The 17,369-nt window shown below is 45.0% G+C and carries 17 protein-coding genes and 1 tRNA gene; 14 read left to right on the top strand and 4 right to left on the bottom strand.

Annotation, left to right across the window (positions count from 1 at the left end):
• The first annotated feature begins 1 nt into the window (after window position 1).
• From Q0788_RS12345 to Q0788_RS12295, 11 genes are all read left to right on the top strand, one after another.
• Window positions 2-673 (top strand): NADH:ubiquinone reductase (Na(+)-transporting) subunit D, encoded by a 672-nt coding sequence (locus Q0788_RS12345; protein ID WP_057762168.1) that lies wholly within the window; start codon window positions 2-4, stop codon window positions 671-673.
• Window positions 673-1,281 carry an NADH:ubiquinone reductase (Na(+)-transporting) subunit E gene (nqrE, locus tag Q0788_RS12340; protein WP_011281361.1) on the top strand — a complete coding sequence of 203 codons (609 nt, stop codon included), beginning with the start codon at window positions 673-675 and terminating at the stop codon, window positions 1,279-1,281. Before Q0788_RS12345 ends, nqrE begins: the two co-directional genes overlap by 1 nt.
• Before the next feature lie 122 nt (window positions 1,282-1,403).
• A complete protein-coding gene (gene nqrF / locus Q0788_RS12335) occupies window positions 1,404-2,639 on the top strand; it encodes an NADH:ubiquinone reductase (Na(+)-transporting) subunit F (RefSeq protein ID WP_102078341.1) in 1,236 nt (411 codons plus the stop codon).
• 176 nt (window positions 2,640-2,815) lie between these two features.
• Entirely contained in the window at window positions 2,816-3,616 is an 801-nt protein-coding gene (locus tag Q0788_RS12330) for an SDR family oxidoreductase (protein WP_298811128.1), read from the top strand.
• Window positions 3,617-3,739: 123 nt separating this feature from the next.
• Entirely contained in the window at window positions 3,740-4,906 is a 1,167-nt protein-coding gene (locus Q0788_RS12325) for an FAD:protein FMN transferase (RefSeq protein WP_298811127.1), read from the top strand.
• 200 nt (window positions 4,907-5,106) lie between these two features.
• Complete coding sequence (gene nqrM / locus Q0788_RS12320; RefSeq protein ID WP_057762175.1) at window positions 5,107-5,352, top strand: (Na+)-NQR maturation NqrM; 246 nt, start codon at window positions 5,107-5,109, stop codon at window positions 5,350-5,352.
• A 396-nt stretch (window positions 5,353-5,748) separates the two neighbouring features.
• Window positions 5,749-6,981 carry a CynX/NimT family MFS transporter gene (locus tag Q0788_RS12315; RefSeq protein WP_298811126.1) on the top strand — a complete coding sequence of 411 codons (1,233 nt, stop codon included), beginning with the start codon at window positions 5,749-5,751 and terminating at the stop codon, window positions 6,979-6,981.
• Window positions 6,982-7,276: 295 nt separating this feature from the next.
• Window positions 7,277-8,140 (top strand): arylesterase, encoded by an 864-nt coding sequence (locus tag Q0788_RS12310; protein WP_298811124.1) that lies wholly within the window; start codon window positions 7,277-7,279, stop codon window positions 8,138-8,140.
• Window positions 8,141-8,152: 12 nt separating this feature from the next.
• Complete coding sequence (locus Q0788_RS12305; protein ID WP_191114420.1) at window positions 8,153-8,872, top strand: ABC transporter ATP-binding protein; 720 nt, start codon at window positions 8,153-8,155, stop codon at window positions 8,870-8,872.
• 19 nt (window positions 8,873-8,891) lie between these two features.
• Window positions 8,892-11,531 carry an FtsX-like permease family protein gene (locus Q0788_RS12300; protein ID WP_298811121.1) on the top strand — a complete coding sequence of 880 codons (2,640 nt, stop codon included), beginning with the start codon at window positions 8,892-8,894 and terminating at the stop codon, window positions 11,529-11,531.
• 126 nt (window positions 11,532-11,657) lie between these two features.
• Window positions 11,658-12,995 (top strand): valine--pyruvate transaminase, encoded by a 1,338-nt coding sequence (locus tag Q0788_RS12295; protein WP_298811119.1) that lies wholly within the window; start codon window positions 11,658-11,660, stop codon window positions 12,993-12,995.
• 52 nt (window positions 12,996-13,047) lie between these two features.
• Here the strand turns inward: Q0788_RS12295 and Q0788_RS12290 are convergent, their stop codons facing one another.
• From Q0788_RS12290 to hisB, 3 genes are all read right to left on the bottom strand, one after another.
• A complete protein-coding gene (locus tag Q0788_RS12290; RefSeq protein ID WP_298811117.1) occupies window positions 13,048-13,407 on the bottom strand; it encodes a hypothetical protein in 360 nt (119 codons plus the stop codon).
• Between the two features lie 213 nt (window positions 13,408-13,620).
• Entirely contained in the window at window positions 13,621-14,256 is a 636-nt protein-coding gene (gene hisH, locus Q0788_RS12285) for an imidazole glycerol phosphate synthase subunit HisH (RefSeq protein ID WP_298811115.1), read from the bottom strand.
• A 157-nt stretch (window positions 14,257-14,413) separates the two neighbouring features.
• Window positions 14,414-15,079: an imidazoleglycerol-phosphate dehydratase HisB gene (gene hisB / locus Q0788_RS12280; RefSeq protein ID WP_298811113.1), complete on the bottom strand. Its 666-nt coding sequence runs from the start codon at window positions 15,077-15,079 to the stop codon at window positions 14,414-14,416.
• A gap of 374 nt (window positions 15,080-15,453) precedes the next feature.
• Between hisB and Q0788_RS12275 the strand changes: the two genes are divergently transcribed.
• Complete coding sequence (locus Q0788_RS12275) at window positions 15,454-15,876, top strand: hypothetical protein (RefSeq protein ID WP_102091078.1); 423 nt, start codon at window positions 15,454-15,456, stop codon at window positions 15,874-15,876.
• A gap of 123 nt (window positions 15,877-15,999) precedes the next feature.
• Window positions 16,000-16,075: transfer RNA gene (locus tag Q0788_RS12270), tRNA-Phe, on the top strand.
• A gap of 141 nt (window positions 16,076-16,216) precedes the next feature.
• Here the strand turns inward: Q0788_RS12270 and Q0788_RS12265 are convergent.
• Entirely contained in the window at window positions 16,217-16,573 is a 357-nt protein-coding gene (locus Q0788_RS12265; RefSeq protein WP_201606168.1) for a hypothetical protein, read from the bottom strand.
• Window positions 16,574-16,797: 224 nt separating this feature from the next.
• Between Q0788_RS12265 and Q0788_RS12260 the strand changes: the two genes are divergently transcribed.
• A complete protein-coding gene (locus tag Q0788_RS12260; protein ID WP_298811107.1) occupies window positions 16,798-17,298 on the top strand; it encodes a DUF4385 domain-containing protein in 501 nt (166 codons plus the stop codon).
• Window positions 17,299-17,369 lie beyond the last annotated feature (71 nt).

Below are 17,369 nucleotides of genomic sequence, written 5' to 3'. Positions count from 1 at the left end.
CATGGCTGACACTAAAAGCATTTTAACCACGCCTATCTTTGATAATAACCCTATTGCCCTACAGATCCTCGGTATCTGTTCGGCATTGGCTGTCACCACCAGCATGGCTAACGCTATGGTCATGTGTGTGGCATTGACCTTGGTAACGGCATTTTCAAGCTTCTTTATCTCGATTATCCGTAAACAGATTCCATCAAGCATTCGTATCATCGTACAGATGACGATTATTGCTTCGTTGGTTATCTTGGTTGATCAGGTACTAAAAGCAGTTGCTTATGACGTCAGTAAGGGTCTATCTGTCTTTGTTGGTTTGATCATCACGAACTGTATCGTTATGGGCCGTGCTGAAGCATTTGCGATGAGCAACCCACCAATCCCAAGCTTTTTAGATGGTATTGGTAACGGTCTTGGTTACTCAGCAGTACTACTATTCGTTGCAACTATCCGTGAGCTATTGGGTGCTGGTACTTGGTTCGGTATTACGATTCTACAGCCAGTCACTGATGGCGGTTGGTACATACCAAACGGTCTATTACTGTTACCACCATCAGCGTTCTTTATCATTGGTTTGTTCATCGCTGTTGTCCGTATCTGGAAACCAGAACAAGTTGAAGAAGCTGAGTTTGTAATGAAGCCGCAGTCTAAAGGCATGGCACATGGAGGCGGTCACTAATGGGACATTATGTTAGTTTATTTATAACCTCAGTCTTTATTGAGAACATGGCGCTTGCCTACTTCTTAGGCATGTGTACTTTTTTGGCCGTATCCAAAAAAGTCTCTACAGCGATTGGTCTAGGTGTTGCGGTTGTTGTCGTGATGGCGATTACGGTTCCGCTAAACAACTTACTATTCCAGTTCATCCTAAAAGATGGTGCGCTGGCATGGGCAGGTTTCCCTGATATCGACTTGAGCTTCTTAGGATTGCTAAGTTATATCGGTTTGATTGCAGCCACCGTACAGATCCTAGAGATGTTCTTGGACAAGTTTGTACCGAGTCTATATAACGCACTTGGGGTATTCTTACCACTAATCACCGTAAACTGTGCCATCTTGGGTGGTGTACTATTTATGGTTGAGCGTGACTATAACTTTGGTGAATCTGTTGTCTATGGTGTGGGTGCAGGCTTCGGTTGGGCACTTGCTATTACAGCATTGGCGGGTATCCGTGAAAAGCTAAAATACTCAGATATTCCAGCACCGCTGCGTGGTCTTGGTATTACTTTTATCACGGTTGGTCTTATGTCGCTCGGCTTTATGTCGTTCGGTGGTATGTCCATCTAAACCGCTAAGCTCAAAGCTTTCATTAGCTATTTGACTTATTTAATTCATTTATTCGGTAGAGGTTTGGGTACAGCATAGATTATGCCCCCTCACCCCTACCCCATAGATTAAGGATACCTACCATGGATTACGCTACGGCGATTGGTGGCGTTGCTATGTTTACCTTGATCATCATGGGCCTCGTCGCTATTATTTTGGCGGCGCGCTCAAGACTGGTCAGTTCAGGCGATGTCACTATCCATATTAATGATAATCCCGATAATGATGTGGTGACACCAGCTGGCGGCAAGCTACTACAAACGCTAGCGGGCGAAGGTATATTTTTATCTTCAGCTTGTGGTGGTGGTGGTACTTGTGCGCAGTGTCGTTGCCGCGTTATTGAAGGTGGTGGTTCTATTTTGCCCACCGAAGAAGGCTATTTTACTCAAGGTGAAATCCGCAATCACATGCGCTTAGCTTGTCAGGTAGCTGTTAAGCAAGACATGAAAATTGAGATTGACCCTGAGTTCTTTGATGTACAGAAATGGGAATGTGAAGTTATCTCTAACGATAACGTTGCCACTTTCATTAAAGAGCTGGTACTAAAAATTCCAGAAGGCGAAGAAGTAAACTTCCGCGCTGGTGGTTATGTACAGTTGGAAGCGCCACCACATGAAGTGCACTACAAAGACTTTGTGGTTGATGAAGAGTATAGAGAAGATTGGGAAAAATTCGGTATTTTCAACTATGTCTCAAAAGTTGATGAGCCAGTTATCCGTGCTTACTCAATGGCCAACTATCCTGAAGAGAAAGGCCTCATCAAATTTAACATCCGTATCGCAAGTCCACCGCCACGTGGTCCTGACGGTATTCCACCAGGCAAAATGTCTTCATGGGTATTTAGCTTAGTACCTGGTGACAAAGTGACAGTTTCTGGTCCTTATGGTGAGTTCTTTGCCAAGAAGACCGAAGCTGAAATGATCTTTGTCGGTGGTGGTGCTGGTATGGCTCCAATGCGCTCACATATCTTTGATCAGCTCAAACGCTTGAATACTGATCGTAAGATTAGCTTCTGGTATGGTGCTCGTTCTATTCGTGAGATGTTCTACGTTGAAGACTATGATCAGCTAGAAGAAGAGTTCGATAACTTTGAGTGGCATGTTGCACTGTCTGACCCATTACCAGAAGATAACTGGGAAGGTCCAACAGGCTTTATCCATAACGTATTGCTCGAAAACTATCTGAAAGATCATCCAAACCCAGAAGACTGTGAATACTACATGTGTGGGCCACCGATGATGAACGCTGCCGTAATCGACATGCTACACAGCATGGGCGTGGAAGACGAAAACATCATGCTTGATGATTTCGGTGGTTAAGTTAGATAATTAATCTAGCAAAGTAAGTTTAAGAATATAAAAAAGAGTCTCAATTGAGACTCTTTTTTTGTGCGATTTTTACACATAGTAGTGCCTTTGCAGACTATAAATCTAGCTAGTAGAGTAGCTTTATTATCCTATATTATGGACTATCTAAACTTTGAGAAAGGACTCTTATGAAAACGAAATACAAAGATTTGACCATTTGGATTACTGGTGCTTCTAGCGGTATTGGACAAGCATTAGCCGTTGCCTTCGCCAAGCGCGGCGCTAGGATTATTCTAAGTGGACGTGACAGTGATAAGTTAGAGGCAGTCAAAAATAGCTGCAAACGTGCTAACAAACATATTGTCGTTCCTTTTGATATTAACGATGCCAACCAAACCAAAGAAGCTTATGATACTGCTAAAACTCAGGTAGGAAAAATCGACTGGCTCATCAATAATGCTGGTATCAGTCAGCGTTCGCTCATCATGGACACAGCTGAAGAAGTTGAACGCCAAATCATGGAAATAGATTACTTTGCCCAGACGCGTCTTACTAGACTTGCATTGCCGGACATGATTGCACAAGGCGGTGGTAAAGTCGTGATGGTTTCAAGTGTGGCAGGCCTATTGGGTACACAATATCGCGGTGCTTATGGGGCAGCCAAAGCAGCGCTGCATATGTGGGCAAATAGTTTGCGTGCTGAATTACATGACCAAGGTATCGAAGTAGCCACGATATTCCCCGGGTTTATTCAGACTAATATCTCTATCAATGCATTGACTGGCGACGGTAGCGCACAGGGTACGATGGATGAAGCGACCAGTAATGGTCTAACTGCGACTGAGTTTGCCAAACAAGTCGTGAAGGCGCTCACCAAGGGAGAGGAATATATCATCGTCGCTGGTCGTAAAGAAAAACTGGCCACACGGGTCAACCGTGTCTCTCCGCCAAAACTCTATAAGCTCATACGTGAGTCACAAGTGAAGTAAACCACTCAACCGAACGAATTGTCGCTGAATGGTGCCTTCAGTAGTATTTTTGGGCTCAAGGGGTGTAAAATAAGCGTGGCTTGTTTTACACCCTACTCATTTCTACGCCATACCGAAAATATTATGAAAAACACTATATCCAGCTTATCTTCCAAAAAACCTCTACACCTTACCTTAGTAAGCGTTGTTGGTCTTGCCAGTACTTTAGGTCTCAGCGCTTGCCAACAAACCCCAGACTATAACTATCTGATCGGTGAGACGATGGGGACGAGCTACCATATTAGCTATCAGTTGCCTGATGATGCGGACGAAGCTGCCATACAAGCTGCGGTAGACGAGCGCCTAAAACAAATTAACGATAGCATGTCTACTTATCAAAACGACTCGACCATATCTACATTCAATCGTTTGGCCAAAGACAAACCTATCACTATCGATGCGGATTTTAGTCGTGTGCTCGATGTCTCGCAAATTGTCTATCAGCAATCTGGCGGCGCTTTTGATCCTACCGTTATGCCATTAGTAAATACATGGGGCTTTGGAAGCACCATGACAGTCGAGCGTCTACAAAGCCCACCGACTGCCGTTGAGATTGCTCAAGCCAAAGCATTGGTCGATTTTGAAAGCATCATAAAGAAAGATGACACCATTTATAAAACCAAAGACGGCGTGGGTTTAGATTTCTCTGCCATTGCCAAAGGCTATGGTGTCGATGTCATCGCTGACGTACTGAGAGATGATTATCAAATTCGTAACTATATGGTTGAGATCGGCGGTGAAATAGCCACCTCTGGTGTGAACAACCAGCAGCAGCCATGGCAAATTGCGATTGACGCTCCTATTGAAGGCAGTACTGTCAGCGAACGTCAGACCATATCTGCTATTCGCCAACCAAAGAATACGGCTAGCCAAATGCATCTAGCGACCTCTGGTAACTATCGCAACTCTGTTATATTCGATGGCAAACGCTATAGCCATACTATCGATCCGACAACGGGTAACCCTATTGCAGGCGGTGCACCTTCAGTTACTGTCGCAGCTGATTCGGTTGCATTGGCGGATGCGTGGGCAACCGCCCTTACCGCGATGCCTTATCACAAAGCACTAGACCTCGCTAAAACGCAAAATCTAGCAGCCATGTTCGTGGTACTAGCTGACGATGTAAAAGCAAAGAGTTCTGACGATATGTCCAACGAAGCTGCTGACGAAGCTACTGATGATAACATTGACGACTGGCAGGTGGTACAGACACCAGCGATGAAAGCATTACGTGCTGATAAAAAGCTCTAAACATACTTCAAACTCTAGATGGCACATTCTAAAAGCCACTAGTAAGTGATAGATGTGAAACAAGAGAATACGTTAACGCACAACGAGCCGTACTAAAATTTGCTATACTATTATACAGTTGTTATTAACGGTGCTTAGCTGCCATGAACTTAGGTAACACCACTAATAACTGCCCTATTTTTTAAAATGAGGTTTCCTCTATGCTTAGCCAACTGCTTCCTATGCTTGCCATTACTTTCACCGTATTTGTCCTATTTTTCATTTTTATGGGCGTCGGTTATATGGTCAAAAAAAAGCCGCTTAGAGGATCTTGTGGCGGTGTTGCCAAATTGATGGGCGATGAAAATTGCTCGTTTTGTGGTAATGATCCCAATAAGTGCGATTCACTAATCGCTGAACAGCAAGAGAATGCATTAAGAGCTGCTCAATTGGGTAAATCGGTTTAATAGCCTATTGGTTACTATACGTTGGTAGCATTTACCTGACATATGTTCTTATAATAGCGTCAAGTCATTCAGAAGTGACTTGGCGCTATTTTTATTGTGCGATAAGGCTGCTCATCTAATATTCGTTATTATCGCCATCTCTTACTATCACTGTTCTATAGCCGTAACTCGAAGTAACCACACATATATCTTGACTAACCTGCCTGCCAATTTAGCAAAGTCAGTTAAGCAAATTGTATGTCTTACGCGCTACATATATCTTTCGGTCTGATTTACGATATCGATTACCGTTTAGGTACGTGTCTGGGTAAATGCTCTCTGGTGTTATTTTATAAGCGGCAATTGCTTGGCGCTGTTTAATAACGTGTTCTTTTTCGCTGTCATCGTTGTGCTGCTATGTCTACCTCATCCAATCTATCTGCTTCATCTAGCCTGCCCTCCTCACGCTTTACCTTTTGGTTGGTTCTGTGTGCCATGATTCTGCTAGCAACCAATATGCGTGCACCTATCGTCGCGCTAGGTTCTATCGCTCCAGTGGTAAAAGACGCGCTTGATATCTCTGAGTTTCAGATAGGCTGGCTAGGGGCAGTGCCTATGCTGAGCTTTGCCGTTGGTGCGCTGATTTCTCCAACCATTGGTAAGCGATTCGGACTAGAAAACACACTGATTGCCATGATTGGGTTGTTAACGGTAGGGATGATTATCCGTACTGCTATCCCGACGTGGAGTGGGTTTTTAATTGGTACTTTGTTGCTTACCCTCGCCATCGGCTTCGCTAATACTTTAGCAGCGCCTGTTATTAAGCAGCGTACCCCGCAACATATTCCGTTAATTACAGGGTTGTTCAGTTTAACGATGACCACAGCAGCGGGTATCGTCGCAGGCGTGGTGCTACCGTTATCTGAGCAAGTAGGTTGGCAGTGGGCGTTAGGCGGTTGGACAATACTGGGTGTTTTTGCCTTTGTCATCTGGCTGTTCTTACGTGTACGGTTGGGTTCATCTAACCATCAAGCGGTTATCCCTGCGGCGTTAGGTTCTTCTGATATCTCCATGTGGCGAACCACCTTTGCGTGGCAGATTGCTATTTTTATGGGATTGCAGTCATTATTGTTTTACACCGTTGCCAGTTTTTTACCATCGATTTGGGTCAGTAAGGGACTATCTGCCGTCAGTGCTGGACAAATGGGTTCTGTATTTCAGTTTATGGCACCAGTCTCTATATTAAGTTTAACTTGGCTGGTCAATCGTGGCCGCCCTATTCAAGCGCTAGCAGTGTTCGCCGCTGTGCTAAATGTCGTTGGCATATTGGGCGTCAGCTATCTATCGACTGACTTGGCATGGCTATGGTCAGGCATGATGGGCATGGGCTGTTCAGCGATTTTTACCTTGAGCATGATGCTGTTCTCTATGCGCACCTATACGACCAATCAGGCAAGTGAGCTGTCTGGTATGGCTCAAGCAGTGGGTTATGTCATTGCATTTTTTGGACCGTTAGGTACAGGTTGGCTACATGAAATGACTGGTAGTTGGAGTATGCCGCTTTTTATTATGCTGATACTGATGATTGTCAACGTCGTGATTGCTTGGCTTGTTAGTCGTCCAGTAATGGTCGATGGTAAATATATTTGATTGCTATAAGCCTTTGTTATTCATAAGGCCATGATTGCTAACGCGCAATAAAGCGGTCTTAAATTAACCTTAGGGCAATATAGGTCGCTGTCTTATTTTGCTATAGTCAGTTCAATATAACTTAGATACTTAATATAATCTGGATACTCAATATAACCCGGATAAAAGGAAGGTGAGTGAAAGTACTACCAATAGTAGACTGAGCGAGCCTGACGATTCATCCGACTGTTACTGTATCTGGTTTAGATAGGATTTGACTAGACACTGGTTTGATTGCATATAGGACATAACACCCATGATGAAATTTCCCTCTCGTTTTGCTCAGCGCTTGCCTGCTATCGCTATGCTCGCGGCTGTAATGGCTATCAGTGGCTGTCAAAAAGATGCTGAAACCACATCTGCTACTGATACGCAGAGTACCAGTACTGAAGCGAATAACAGTCAAGCCAGCACTGCTCCAGTAGCCACTGAAACCTCAGCAACAACTGATCAACAGGTCAAATCCTCATCACTTACTATTCTAGCGCTTGGTGACTCCCTGACAGAAGGTCTGGGAGTGGACAAAGATGACAACTACCCTGCTCAGTTAGAAGATCGTCTACAAGAGATGGGCTACGCTAATGCCAAAGTTATCAACTCAGGTCTAAGCGGTGAAACCAGTACGGGATTGGTCAATCGATTGGACTGGGTGTCGCAAACCAAACCCGACATCACCATATTGACCATCGGTGCTAACGATGCGATACGTGGTATCGATGTAGCAACCATTGAAGCCAATATTCGTACTGCGGTTAAGCACCTGCAAGACAATGGCAGTATCGTCATCTTAGGCGGTATGTCAATCTATGACAATCTAGGCAATGAATACGTTGCGGCATTCTCAGACATTTATCCACGTGTTGCTAAAGACATGAATCTGACGCTTATTCCGTTCTTCTTAGAGGGCGTCGGCGGTGACCGAGAGCTTAACCAAGCGGATGCGATTCATCCAACCAAAGAAGGCTATGAGATTATCGTTAACAACAACATCCTGCCTATTCTAGAGCCTAAGTTAAAAGAGCTAGAAGAACTACAAGAGCTAAAAACAGCCGATACCGATAACACAGCTACGACTGCTCAAGACAATACGACAAAAAATAAGACAAACGAGACCATTTAACGAGACACTGTAATGACATCATCATCTTCGACTGCCACAGCAACGCCACAAGCAGACGCTAAGACACAAGCTCTACTGACCGCTTCACAATTAAATAAAACCGTGCAAGTCGGTGAGCAAAAGCTGTCCATCATCAAAGACGTAGATATCTATGTCAACGCTGGCGAGTTTGTGGTCATCATGGGTAAATCAGGCTCGGGTAAATCTACTTTGTTAGGTTTACTCGCAGCATTAGACTATCCCGATAGTGGTACGGTGTCGCTGGCAGGTCAAATGCTTAGCAGTCTTGACGAGGATGCGCTTGCCGTTATTCGACAGCAGGATATGGGCTTTGTCTTTCAGTCGTTTCATCTACTGCCCACACTAACCGTCGCTGAAAATATCGCCTTTCCACTTGATATTGCCAGACGTCCAAACCCATCACGCGTAGACGAGCTGATAGATGCGGTCGACTTAGGTCATAGACGTAACAGCTTACCCAATCAGTTGTCAGGTGGTGAGCAGCAGCGTACAGCAGTAGCACGAGCACTGGTATCGCATCCAAAGATTGTGTTTGCGGATGAGCCAACGGGTAACTTGGATGAGCAAAACGCCGATCAAGTCATGCAGCTGCTATTGGACTTACGCCAACAGGTTGGCTCGGCACTGGTGGTCGTGACTCATGATCCTGCACTTGCCGAGATGGCAGATCGTGTCATCACCATGCATGACGGCCGCATTGTACCTACATGAATAACTGGATTGTATCTTAATGAATAGTAAGCCCACAGACAATAAATCGCCTGATACAAAAAAGACTGATACCAGTATGCATCAAGAGTCCAGTTATCCTAACGGCATCCTTAATCAATTTACCCGTACCCTAGGTTTTCAAACTCTAGGCTCACAAGCACTCAGCCGTAGTTGGTGGCAGCGCTGGGTATATCCCGTGTTGTTTCTACTGACATTGACCTTGTCGCTTGCAACCTACCTGACCCTCGACTCGGTGCAGCAGTCTGTCGATAGCTACATCAATGACAATCAGCGCGCACTCGTTGGTGGGGATCTAATCCTAAACAGTAAGCAAGACTGGCCAAGCGAAGTATTGTCACAGGTAGAAACTATCCCTGATACACAGACGGTGTATGACTATCAGTTTAGCGCCATGCTGGTCAATGATGAGCAAACCTTGCTTGCCAGCGTCAAAGCTGTCTCGCCGTCGTATCCCCTATACGGCATAGCGGAACTTGCCTCAGGACAGCCGCTGTGGGATCAGCTAACATCTGATAGTGTGATCGTCGCGCCAGAAGTGCTCAGTAGTCTACAGGCCGATGTCGGCGACCGTATCACCATCGGCGATGCGCAGTTCACGATTAGTGATGTACTGACCAAAGAGCCTGATCGTCCGCTGACCACCTTTGGTTTTGGTGGGCGTGTGTTAATGAAACAAGATGCACTTCCGTCAACCAACCTATTGGGTCAACGCAGCCGCATAAACTATCGTATCGAGATGGCAGGCGACCCAGAACTGATAACCACGCAGCGTGAACAGCTTACAGATATCCTGACCAATTATCCTGATATTGAGCTATCTGACGCTGAGTCCGCAGACACTTCTGTCTCGCGTATCTCTGATAATGTGCTGATGTTTTTAAAATTACTGGTCATCGCAGTATTGCTACTATCTGCGGTCGCCATGTACGGTGTCATTAGCGCTTTTGTCAGTAAGCAGCAGTCCAATAATGCCATTCGCTTGGCGCTAGGCGAGCCACTTGGCTCACTCAAACGTAGCTACTATCAGCTGCTTATCATCACGACCGTCATTGCTTGTGTCGCAGCGGTTGCCCTTAGTCTGGGCTTACTCAAAATCGGTCAGCCGTATCTGGTCGCTATCTTGCCTGCCGATGTCGGTCTAGCCATCAATCCAATCAGTGCCGTCAAAACCATTGTGATTGCTTTAGCCCTGACGTTGCTGATTGCGCAGCGTGGTTTGAGCGCACTTAGCACGACCAAACCCGCTACCCTACTCAATCAAGGAGCGAGCACGCAAACGCAAAACTTGCCTTGGTATCGACGTGTGCCGCTACTATGGTATGGCTTGGTGCTGGCAGGACTGTATGCTTTCTTTGCGTATGAAGCTGGTTCACTGTCATTAGGCGCACAGCTATTGGGCGGCTTGATTGGCTTTGTGGCGATATTTTGGCTATTGGCGCGTGGGTGGCTCTGGCTGCTTAACAAGTTGGCAAGCAATACTAAGGTCAGTTGGATGCAGCGTATCGCCATCCATAACCTTGCGCGTAAAGGCAACCAATCAGCGTTATTCTTTGTCACCTTATCACTATCGGTGGCGGTGCTGACGCTTATCACCACACTCAATCACAGTATCAATGCGCAGTTTATCAATGCCTATCCTGAAGATGCGCCCAATCTGTTTTTGCTCGATGTGCAGAGCGATCAACATGACGATATTGATACCATCATTGAGGCGCCTGTCACTTATTATCCAGTCATTCGTGCGCGTGTAGAGACGGCCAATGATGTGGCGGCAAAAGATATCGAGCCTGCTGATGGCTTTGATGACCCCACGCGTGTCTTTAACTTGAGCTATACAGATACGGTCATGGAGACCGAATACATCACTGAATCGCTCACAGACGACGCGCTATACACCCCTATCGATGCGACAAATGAGCAAATCAAACCCTTGTCTATCTTGGACACTGCTGCAGGTATGCTCAATGTCGGTATGGGCGATCAGGTGCGTTTTAACATTCAAGGGATCGAAATCATCGGGCAAATTACCAGTATTCGCACGCGCTATGAGCGTGGCCCAAGCCCGTATTTCTATTTCTTATTTGAGCCATCAGTGCTATCCGCAGCCCCGCAGATTCAGTTTGCTACTACGCACGTATCAGAGAATGCCATTCCAGAACTACAAGGCAAACTGGTACGCGAGTTCCCTGCTGTCACTACGATCGATGGCACTGCCATTGCCAAGCAAATTCAAGAACTGGTGGTACAAATGAGCCGCCTGGTCTATGTATTCACCTTGCTTGCTCTACTCACTGGCGTCATGGTGCTGATCAGCTCGCTGCTGTCCACTTCACAAGATCGCATGAAAGACAGCGCGTCATTTAGACTGCTCGGTATGCAAAAGCGTGACTTGTATATGCTCAATATTTTAGAGTTGGGTGTACTTGGGATTAGCGCGGCGACATTTGCCGTTGTCATCGCCAGCGTGGGTGCATGGGCTGCTATCACGCAGTGGTTTAATTTACAATTTAGTGTGCCGTGGACGAGCTTGGCGATTGGCGGTGCAGCATTAATCATATTGCTGTTTGCGATTGCCATTATTTATGTAAGATTGGTAATTGGACGCGGGATTATGGCACGGGTAAGAGCGATGATTTAGCAATAGTTTATTTTACGATTCCAACTCGTTTAAAACTGACTATTTGCTATACTAACGCCCATATTGTCATTAGGGGTATGCGTGCCTATACCTCATTAACACCCTCCCAAACAGCATGGTAGCCTTATGAAATTCTCAAAGTTCGGTCAAAAATTTACCCAGCCAACTGGCATCTCACAATTGATGGATGATCTGGGCGATGCGCTAAAAAGCGATCAGCCAGTCAACATGCTGGGCGGTGGTAACCCTGCTAAAATTGATGCCGTCAATGAGTTGTTTTTGGAGACGTATAAGGCACTAGGTACGGATAATGATGCAGGCGTGCCCAATAGTAGCGCGATTATCAGCATGGCGAATTACTCTAATCCACAAGGTGATGCTGGCTTTATCGACGCCTTGGTTGGCTTCTTTAACCGTCATTATGATTGGAATCTGACTTCAGAAAATATCGCCTTGACCAATGGCTCACAGAATGCGTTTTTCTATCTATTTAATCTGTTTGGCGGTGCTTTCGTTGATGAAAACAGTCAAGATGAAAAGAACGAATCTGTCGACAAGTCTATTCTACTGCCATTGACCCCTGAGTATATCGGCTATAGCGATGTGCATGTCGAAGGTCAGCATTTCACAGCGGTATTGCCACATATCGATGAAGTGACGCATGATGGTGAGGAAGGCTTCTTTAAATATCGTGTGGATTTTGACGCGTTAGAGAACTTGCCAGCGTTAAAGGAAGGTCGTATCGGCGCGATTTGCTGCTCACGTCCGACCAATCCAACTGGTAACGTGCTAACTGATGACGAAATGGCGCATTTGGCTGAGATTGCTAAACGCTATGACATTCCCCTTATCATCGATAACGCCTACGGCATGCCCTTCCCCAATATCATCTACTCTGACGCGCACCTGAATTGGGATAATAATACGATTCTGTGCTTTAGCCTATCGAAGATTGGTTTGCCTGGTATGCGTACCGGTATCATCGTGGCCGATGCCAAAGTAATTGAAGCGGTCAGCGCAATGAATGCCGTGGTAAATCTAGCTCCGACACGCTTTGGTGCAGCGATTGCCACGCCATTGGTAGAAAATGACCGTATCAAGCAATTATCTGATAACGATATCAAGCCGTTTTATCAAAAGCAGGCAACCCTCGCGGTGAAGCTGTTAAAAGAAGCCTTGGGCGACTATCCTTTGGTCATCCATAAGCCTGAAGGCGCGATATTCTTATGGTTATGGTTTAAAGACTTGCCGATTAGCACGCTGGATCTATACGAGCGCCTAAAAGAAAAAGGTACGCTTATTGTGCCAAGTGAGTACTTCTTTCCTGGTGTCGATGTTAGCGATTATCAGCACGCACACGAGTGTATTCGTATGAGTATCGCTGCGGATGAACAGACACTGTCTGATGGTATCAAAGCCATTGGTGAGGTAGTACGTGAGCTTTATGATGAAGCCAAAAAATAAAATGAGCTGCTAGAATTATAAATTCAAATAGCAAAACGAAAAAATGGACTGATTAATAGTCCGTTTTTTTATGGCGTTTGGTTAGTGAAGTTGATTTATTGGTTGGTCGAAATATGGTTGTCCACTTATTCAGGGCAAAGAGCACATACGGCAGCATACACGTATTAATCAAATCACGGATACTCGCGAGTATTTGATCACGACTCAAGCTTGCCAAGCCAAGCGATTCAATCGTATCTCGATTGTCTAAATACTCACCCAACAGCGCAATGCAAGTCACGACGATCAATGCAATAAATGACCGAATACCTTGGCTTTTGATAATAGGACGCAGCGCAACCAGACACAGCAGATAAACACCGACACCGACATAGATATGTAAAGCATCTTTGGCAAGGCCCGTTGTTTCCATAACATTCATTTTAAAGGCAGTAAAATCCACTGAGATATTCCAAATATAAGCGAGTAGAAAATAACTGAGCGTATCACTAAACCATGATGGCTAAACTATAATAGCTACAGAATAGCAGCTAAAAAGTGATGGCTGAGCATAAAAAAGGCAGATTATACAATTGATAATCTACCTTCTACTAAATTAAATATTCACTTCACGTTTATCAACTATTTACACATTCCACTCTACAAAGTTCTTGAGCAGTTGCAAGCCAGCAGTATGGCTCTTTTCTGGATGGAACTGGGTGGCAAATAGATTGTCTTGGATCACACTGGCACAGAACGGTTGACCATAGTCACATACCGCTGCTACTTGTGAGCTATCGGCAGGTTCACAGTAATAACTATGCACAAAGTAAAAATGCGCATTGTCTTCGATACCGTGCCAGAGCGGATGGTCAAAATCCATACCGCTAATGGTATTCCAGCCCATATGCGGTACTTTTATCGTTGCGCCCTCCTTGTCTTTCCACGTAGGGTCAAACGCTTCTACAGTGCCGTTTAAGATGCCCAAACAGTCCGTGCCACCATTTTCAGCTGACTGCTCAAACAATGCCTGCATGCCCACACAGATGGCCATAACGGGCTTGTTAAACACTGCATGGCGTATGACATCATCAATGCCTGCATCACACATGCCAGCGATACAGTCGCGCATCGCACCCACACCAGGGAAAACGATCTTATCTGCCGCCGCGACGACTTTTGGATCATTGGTGATAGAGACTTCTGCCCCGACTACCGATAGGGCCTTGCTAGCAGAGTGCAGGTTGCCCATACCATAATCTAGTAGTGCTACTTTAGTCATCGATTGGTTCTCATTTTTAAATATTTTGACTAGTACTATTTATACTGTTAGCCATTACCAATGTGTAGATAAGGCTTTGCTACAAGGAAGTCAAACGTAGGCTGTACAACTAGTACGCCAAGCTTGACTGACACCGTAGAAGAGCCTTAAATGCGCCTTAGAAAGCCTCTTTGGTCGATGGCAGGGTATTCAACGCACGCTCATCGTACTCACAAGCCATACGTAACGCACGAGCAAAGGCTTTAAAGGTTGATTCGATCTGATGATGGCTGTTTTTGCCTTTTAGATTATCCAAATGCACAGTCATCCATGAGTGATTGACGAACCCGTAAAAGAACTCACTGAACAAATCAACATCAAAGCGGCCGACGTGCGAGCGCGTAAATGGGATATCCATGTGTAGACCAGGACGCCCTGACAGATCGACGACAGCACGGGTCAATGACTCATCTAGCGGCGCATAAAAATGCCCATAACGACGAATGCCTTTTTTGTCACCCAGTGCTTTGTTGAATGCTTGGCCAAGCGTAATACCAGTGTCTTCGACGCTATGGTGGTCATCAATAAACGTATCACCCGTACATTTGATGTCTAGGTCAAACAAACCGTGACGCTTAATTTGATCAATCATATGATCCAAAAATGGTACGCCAGTGTCTACCGTGCCTTTACCTGTACCGTCCAGATTAACGGTACAAGTGATTTGCGTCTCGGCTGTATTACGCTCAACGGTCGCGATACGTTCAGGGCGACCATATAGATTTACGTTTTTTGACTCAGTTTGCTCAGGTGTGGCAGCAGTCGTCGTTGCATTGGCTGTCATGGCTACTCTCTATCAGTTTTTATCAGTGAAAAGCGTTCAATAAATAAGGCAAAAACCTGCCCAGAATATTTTACTAGTGTCTGGGTCAGACCTTAGCAGAAAATGATATATACAAAAGATATCAACATATTAGGGTTTATACATACTAAATATTATATAGCCTCATCATAGCAAACCCTAACATTTACTGCCACGACCAAGCGGTAAACCACGCACAAAATCACGTCATTCTGCTAAAATAGTGTGTTCAGTATTATCAATCATGACTCGCGCTGACTTTGAAGACCCTTACTTACGGCACTGCACGCTATGACATCGTGCTGTCTCATATTGCTAATTTATACTGTAGAAACCCTCTATTTATAGGAACTGCTATGCCTTTAGAAGCGATCGCCATTAATAGTTTGGATGCGCCACTTATCAAAAAACCTGCTCGCGACAATGAGCTAGCAGAGCGTTTGCAGGCGTTGTACGATAGTGATGATGCACAGCCTGACGGTCTCGAGGTATTAAATATCGTTGAGCAAGGATTTAAACGTGGACAGTACCTCTATGTCGGTATGTTCAATGATAAGCCTATCGCCGCTGTCGCCTGCTTTGATGACGGGCAGACCAATGCTAAGCGCCTGCAATATCTCACGGTGCATCCAGAGAATCGTAAACGTGCTATCGATGCCAAGTTTATTAAACTGGTCTATGATTGCGAAGTTAGAAAAGGCGTACGTGAATTTGTCCCTGCTGACGCTGATATTCACCGTATCATGAGCGAGTACGAACTGTTGCGTGTAAAAGACTAAACCGAGCGCTAAAATGGTTAATTTTGCCAATATCTAATTATTTATCGTCTTTTATCAGATATAATGCAAAAACAGCTTGACAGAAGCGCGTATATTTAGTTTAATAGCGACCTCAACGAAGACGGCTCGATAGCTCAGTAGGTAGAGCAACGGATTGAAAATCCGTGTGTCGGCAGTTCGATCCTGCCTCGAGCCACCATTCGTTAATAGAATTCTAAAAAGCCCTGAACAGCAATGTTCGGGGCTTTTTTTATGTTTAAATTTTACCGTATTCTTTAGCGTTCATTTTATTCATACGTTGCTTTTATTCATGCGTTGCTTTTATTCGTATAGCCGACCACTATTCGTACAACCGACCACGTAAGAGTAAATTACAGCGCTCACGCGAATCCAAGTCGTATATAGTTGCGCGGTAATCAATACCGTGACGCCCCTCAAAAAATATCACTCGGTCACCCACTGCCAAAAAACAAGACGTACGCGCATCATAGATAAAGCCATCTATCACAAATGCCAAATCGCGATCTATCTCGCGTACCGTATAAGTCTCCCCTTGCGGAATCAAACGTTCAAACCAAGCACTATGGGCAGCCGTAGTAGCTAGTATGCTTGTCGTTAGCAATAGCCATGCCACCAGTATGTTTTTGGGTAATCGCAAACGGCTGAGCTCATTTACACTTATCTTATTTCTCAACATAACATTTCTCGTAGCATTGTATTTATCACACTCATAGCCTTCATACGTCTCATAGCCTTCATACGTCTCATAGCTGACTTTACCATAACTATTTCTACTTAACGCTCTTGATGCTAAATACCTACTGTCACGGTTGCATAACATTTTTGTGCTTTTTTCTAAACAGCTTGGCTAAGTATACTCAATAACCATATACGAATAGATAAGAATAATAGGTCATAGATATGAGAGAGTTTGATTACGACTTGGATTATAAGAGTTTGGATTTGCGCGCTCAGCCTGAGTTGTACCGTGTTGGTCGCGGTGAGCAAGGCGTATTACTGGTAGAGCCTTATAAATCTGAGATTTTACCCCATTGGCGTTTTGCGACTCCTGATATCGCCCGCGAGAGCAGTGAAGCTATCTATCAGATATTTTTAGATTACTTGGCTGACGATGACTTCGTCGGCGCAGATATGGCGCGAAAGTTTATACAAATGGGCTATACCCGCGCTCGTCGCTATGCCAATCACAAAGGTGGCAAAAAATATAAAGGCGCGGTACCTGATGATAAAAAAGGTCAAAGCGGCGCCCATGGCCGCGAAGAATTGCCACGACAAGAGGAAGACCCAGTCAAAGCAGAATCAGCACGGATTTTTAAAGTTAAATGGGACGAATGCCGTGAGAACGAAGATTATTTAAGAATGAAGAAAGAGCATCGTGAACGCTATAAAGATGTCGAATAGTTGCTAATACTCAAGACATTCAGCACAACAGGTAACTAAATTGACTGGTCTCGAAATACTACTGTGCTAAG

It is taken from the genome of uncultured Psychrobacter sp. (assembly GCF_947500265.1).
Classification (GTDB): Bacteria; Pseudomonadota; Gammaproteobacteria; order Pseudomonadales; family Moraxellaceae; genus Psychrobacter.
The sequence above is the reverse complement of the archived record's forward strand: the minus strand, read 5'-3'. Positions and strand labels throughout refer to the sequence as shown.

Bases quoted from the DNA above. Each gene is read 5' to 3' on its own strand.
- Q0788_RS12345 (WP_057762168.1), top strand. From the start codon at position 2: ATGGCTGACACTAAAAGCATTTTAACCACGCCTATCTTTGATAATAAC.
- nqrE (WP_011281361.1), top strand. From the start codon at position 673: ATGGGACATTATGTTAGTTTATTTATAACCTCAGTCTTTATTGAGAAC.
- nqrF (WP_102078341.1), top strand. From the start codon at position 1,404: ATGGATTACGCTACGGCGATTGGTGGCGTTGCTATGTTTACCTTGATC.
- Q0788_RS12330 (WP_298811128.1), top strand. From the start codon at position 2,816: ATGAAAACGAAATACAAAGATTTGACCATTTGGATTACTGGTGCTTCT.
- Q0788_RS12325 (WP_298811127.1), top strand. From the start codon at position 3,740: ATGAAAAACACTATATCCAGCTTATCTTCCAAAAAACCTCTACACCTT.
- nqrM (WP_057762175.1), top strand. From the start codon at position 5,107: ATGCTTAGCCAACTGCTTCCTATGCTTGCCATTACTTTCACCGTATTT.
- Q0788_RS12315 (WP_298811126.1), top strand. From the start codon at position 5,749: ATGTCTACCTCATCCAATCTATCTGCTTCATCTAGCCTGCCCTCCTCA.
- Q0788_RS12310 (WP_298811124.1), top strand. From the start codon at position 7,277: ATGATGAAATTTCCCTCTCGTTTTGCTCAGCGCTTGCCTGCTATCGCT.
- Q0788_RS12305 (WP_191114420.1), top strand. From the start codon at position 8,153: ATGACATCATCATCTTCGACTGCCACAGCAACGCCACAAGCAGACGCT.
- Q0788_RS12300 (WP_298811121.1), top strand. From the start codon at position 8,892: ATGAATAGTAAGCCCACAGACAATAAATCGCCTGATACAAAAAAGACT.
- Q0788_RS12295 (WP_298811119.1), top strand. From the start codon at position 11,658: ATGAAATTCTCAAAGTTCGGTCAAAAATTTACCCAGCCAACTGGCATC.
- Q0788_RS12290 (WP_298811117.1), bottom strand. From the start codon at position 13,407: ATGGAAACAACGGGCCTTGCCAAAGATGCTTTACATATCTATGTCGGT.
- hisH (WP_298811115.1), bottom strand. From the start codon at position 14,256: ATGACTAAAGTAGCACTACTAGATTATGGTATGGGCAACCTGCACTCT.
- hisB (WP_298811113.1), bottom strand. From the start codon at position 15,079: ATGACAGCCAATGCAACGACGACTGCTGCCACACCTGAGCAAACTGAG.
- Q0788_RS12275 (WP_102091078.1), top strand. From the start codon at position 15,454: ATGCCTTTAGAAGCGATCGCCATTAATAGTTTGGATGCGCCACTTATC.
- Q0788_RS12265 (WP_201606168.1), bottom strand. From the start codon at position 16,573: ATGTTGAGAAATAAGATAAGTGTAAATGAGCTCAGCCGTTTGCGATTA.
- Q0788_RS12260 (WP_298811107.1), top strand. From the start codon at position 16,798: ATGAGAGAGTTTGATTACGACTTGGATTATAAGAGTTTGGATTTGCGC.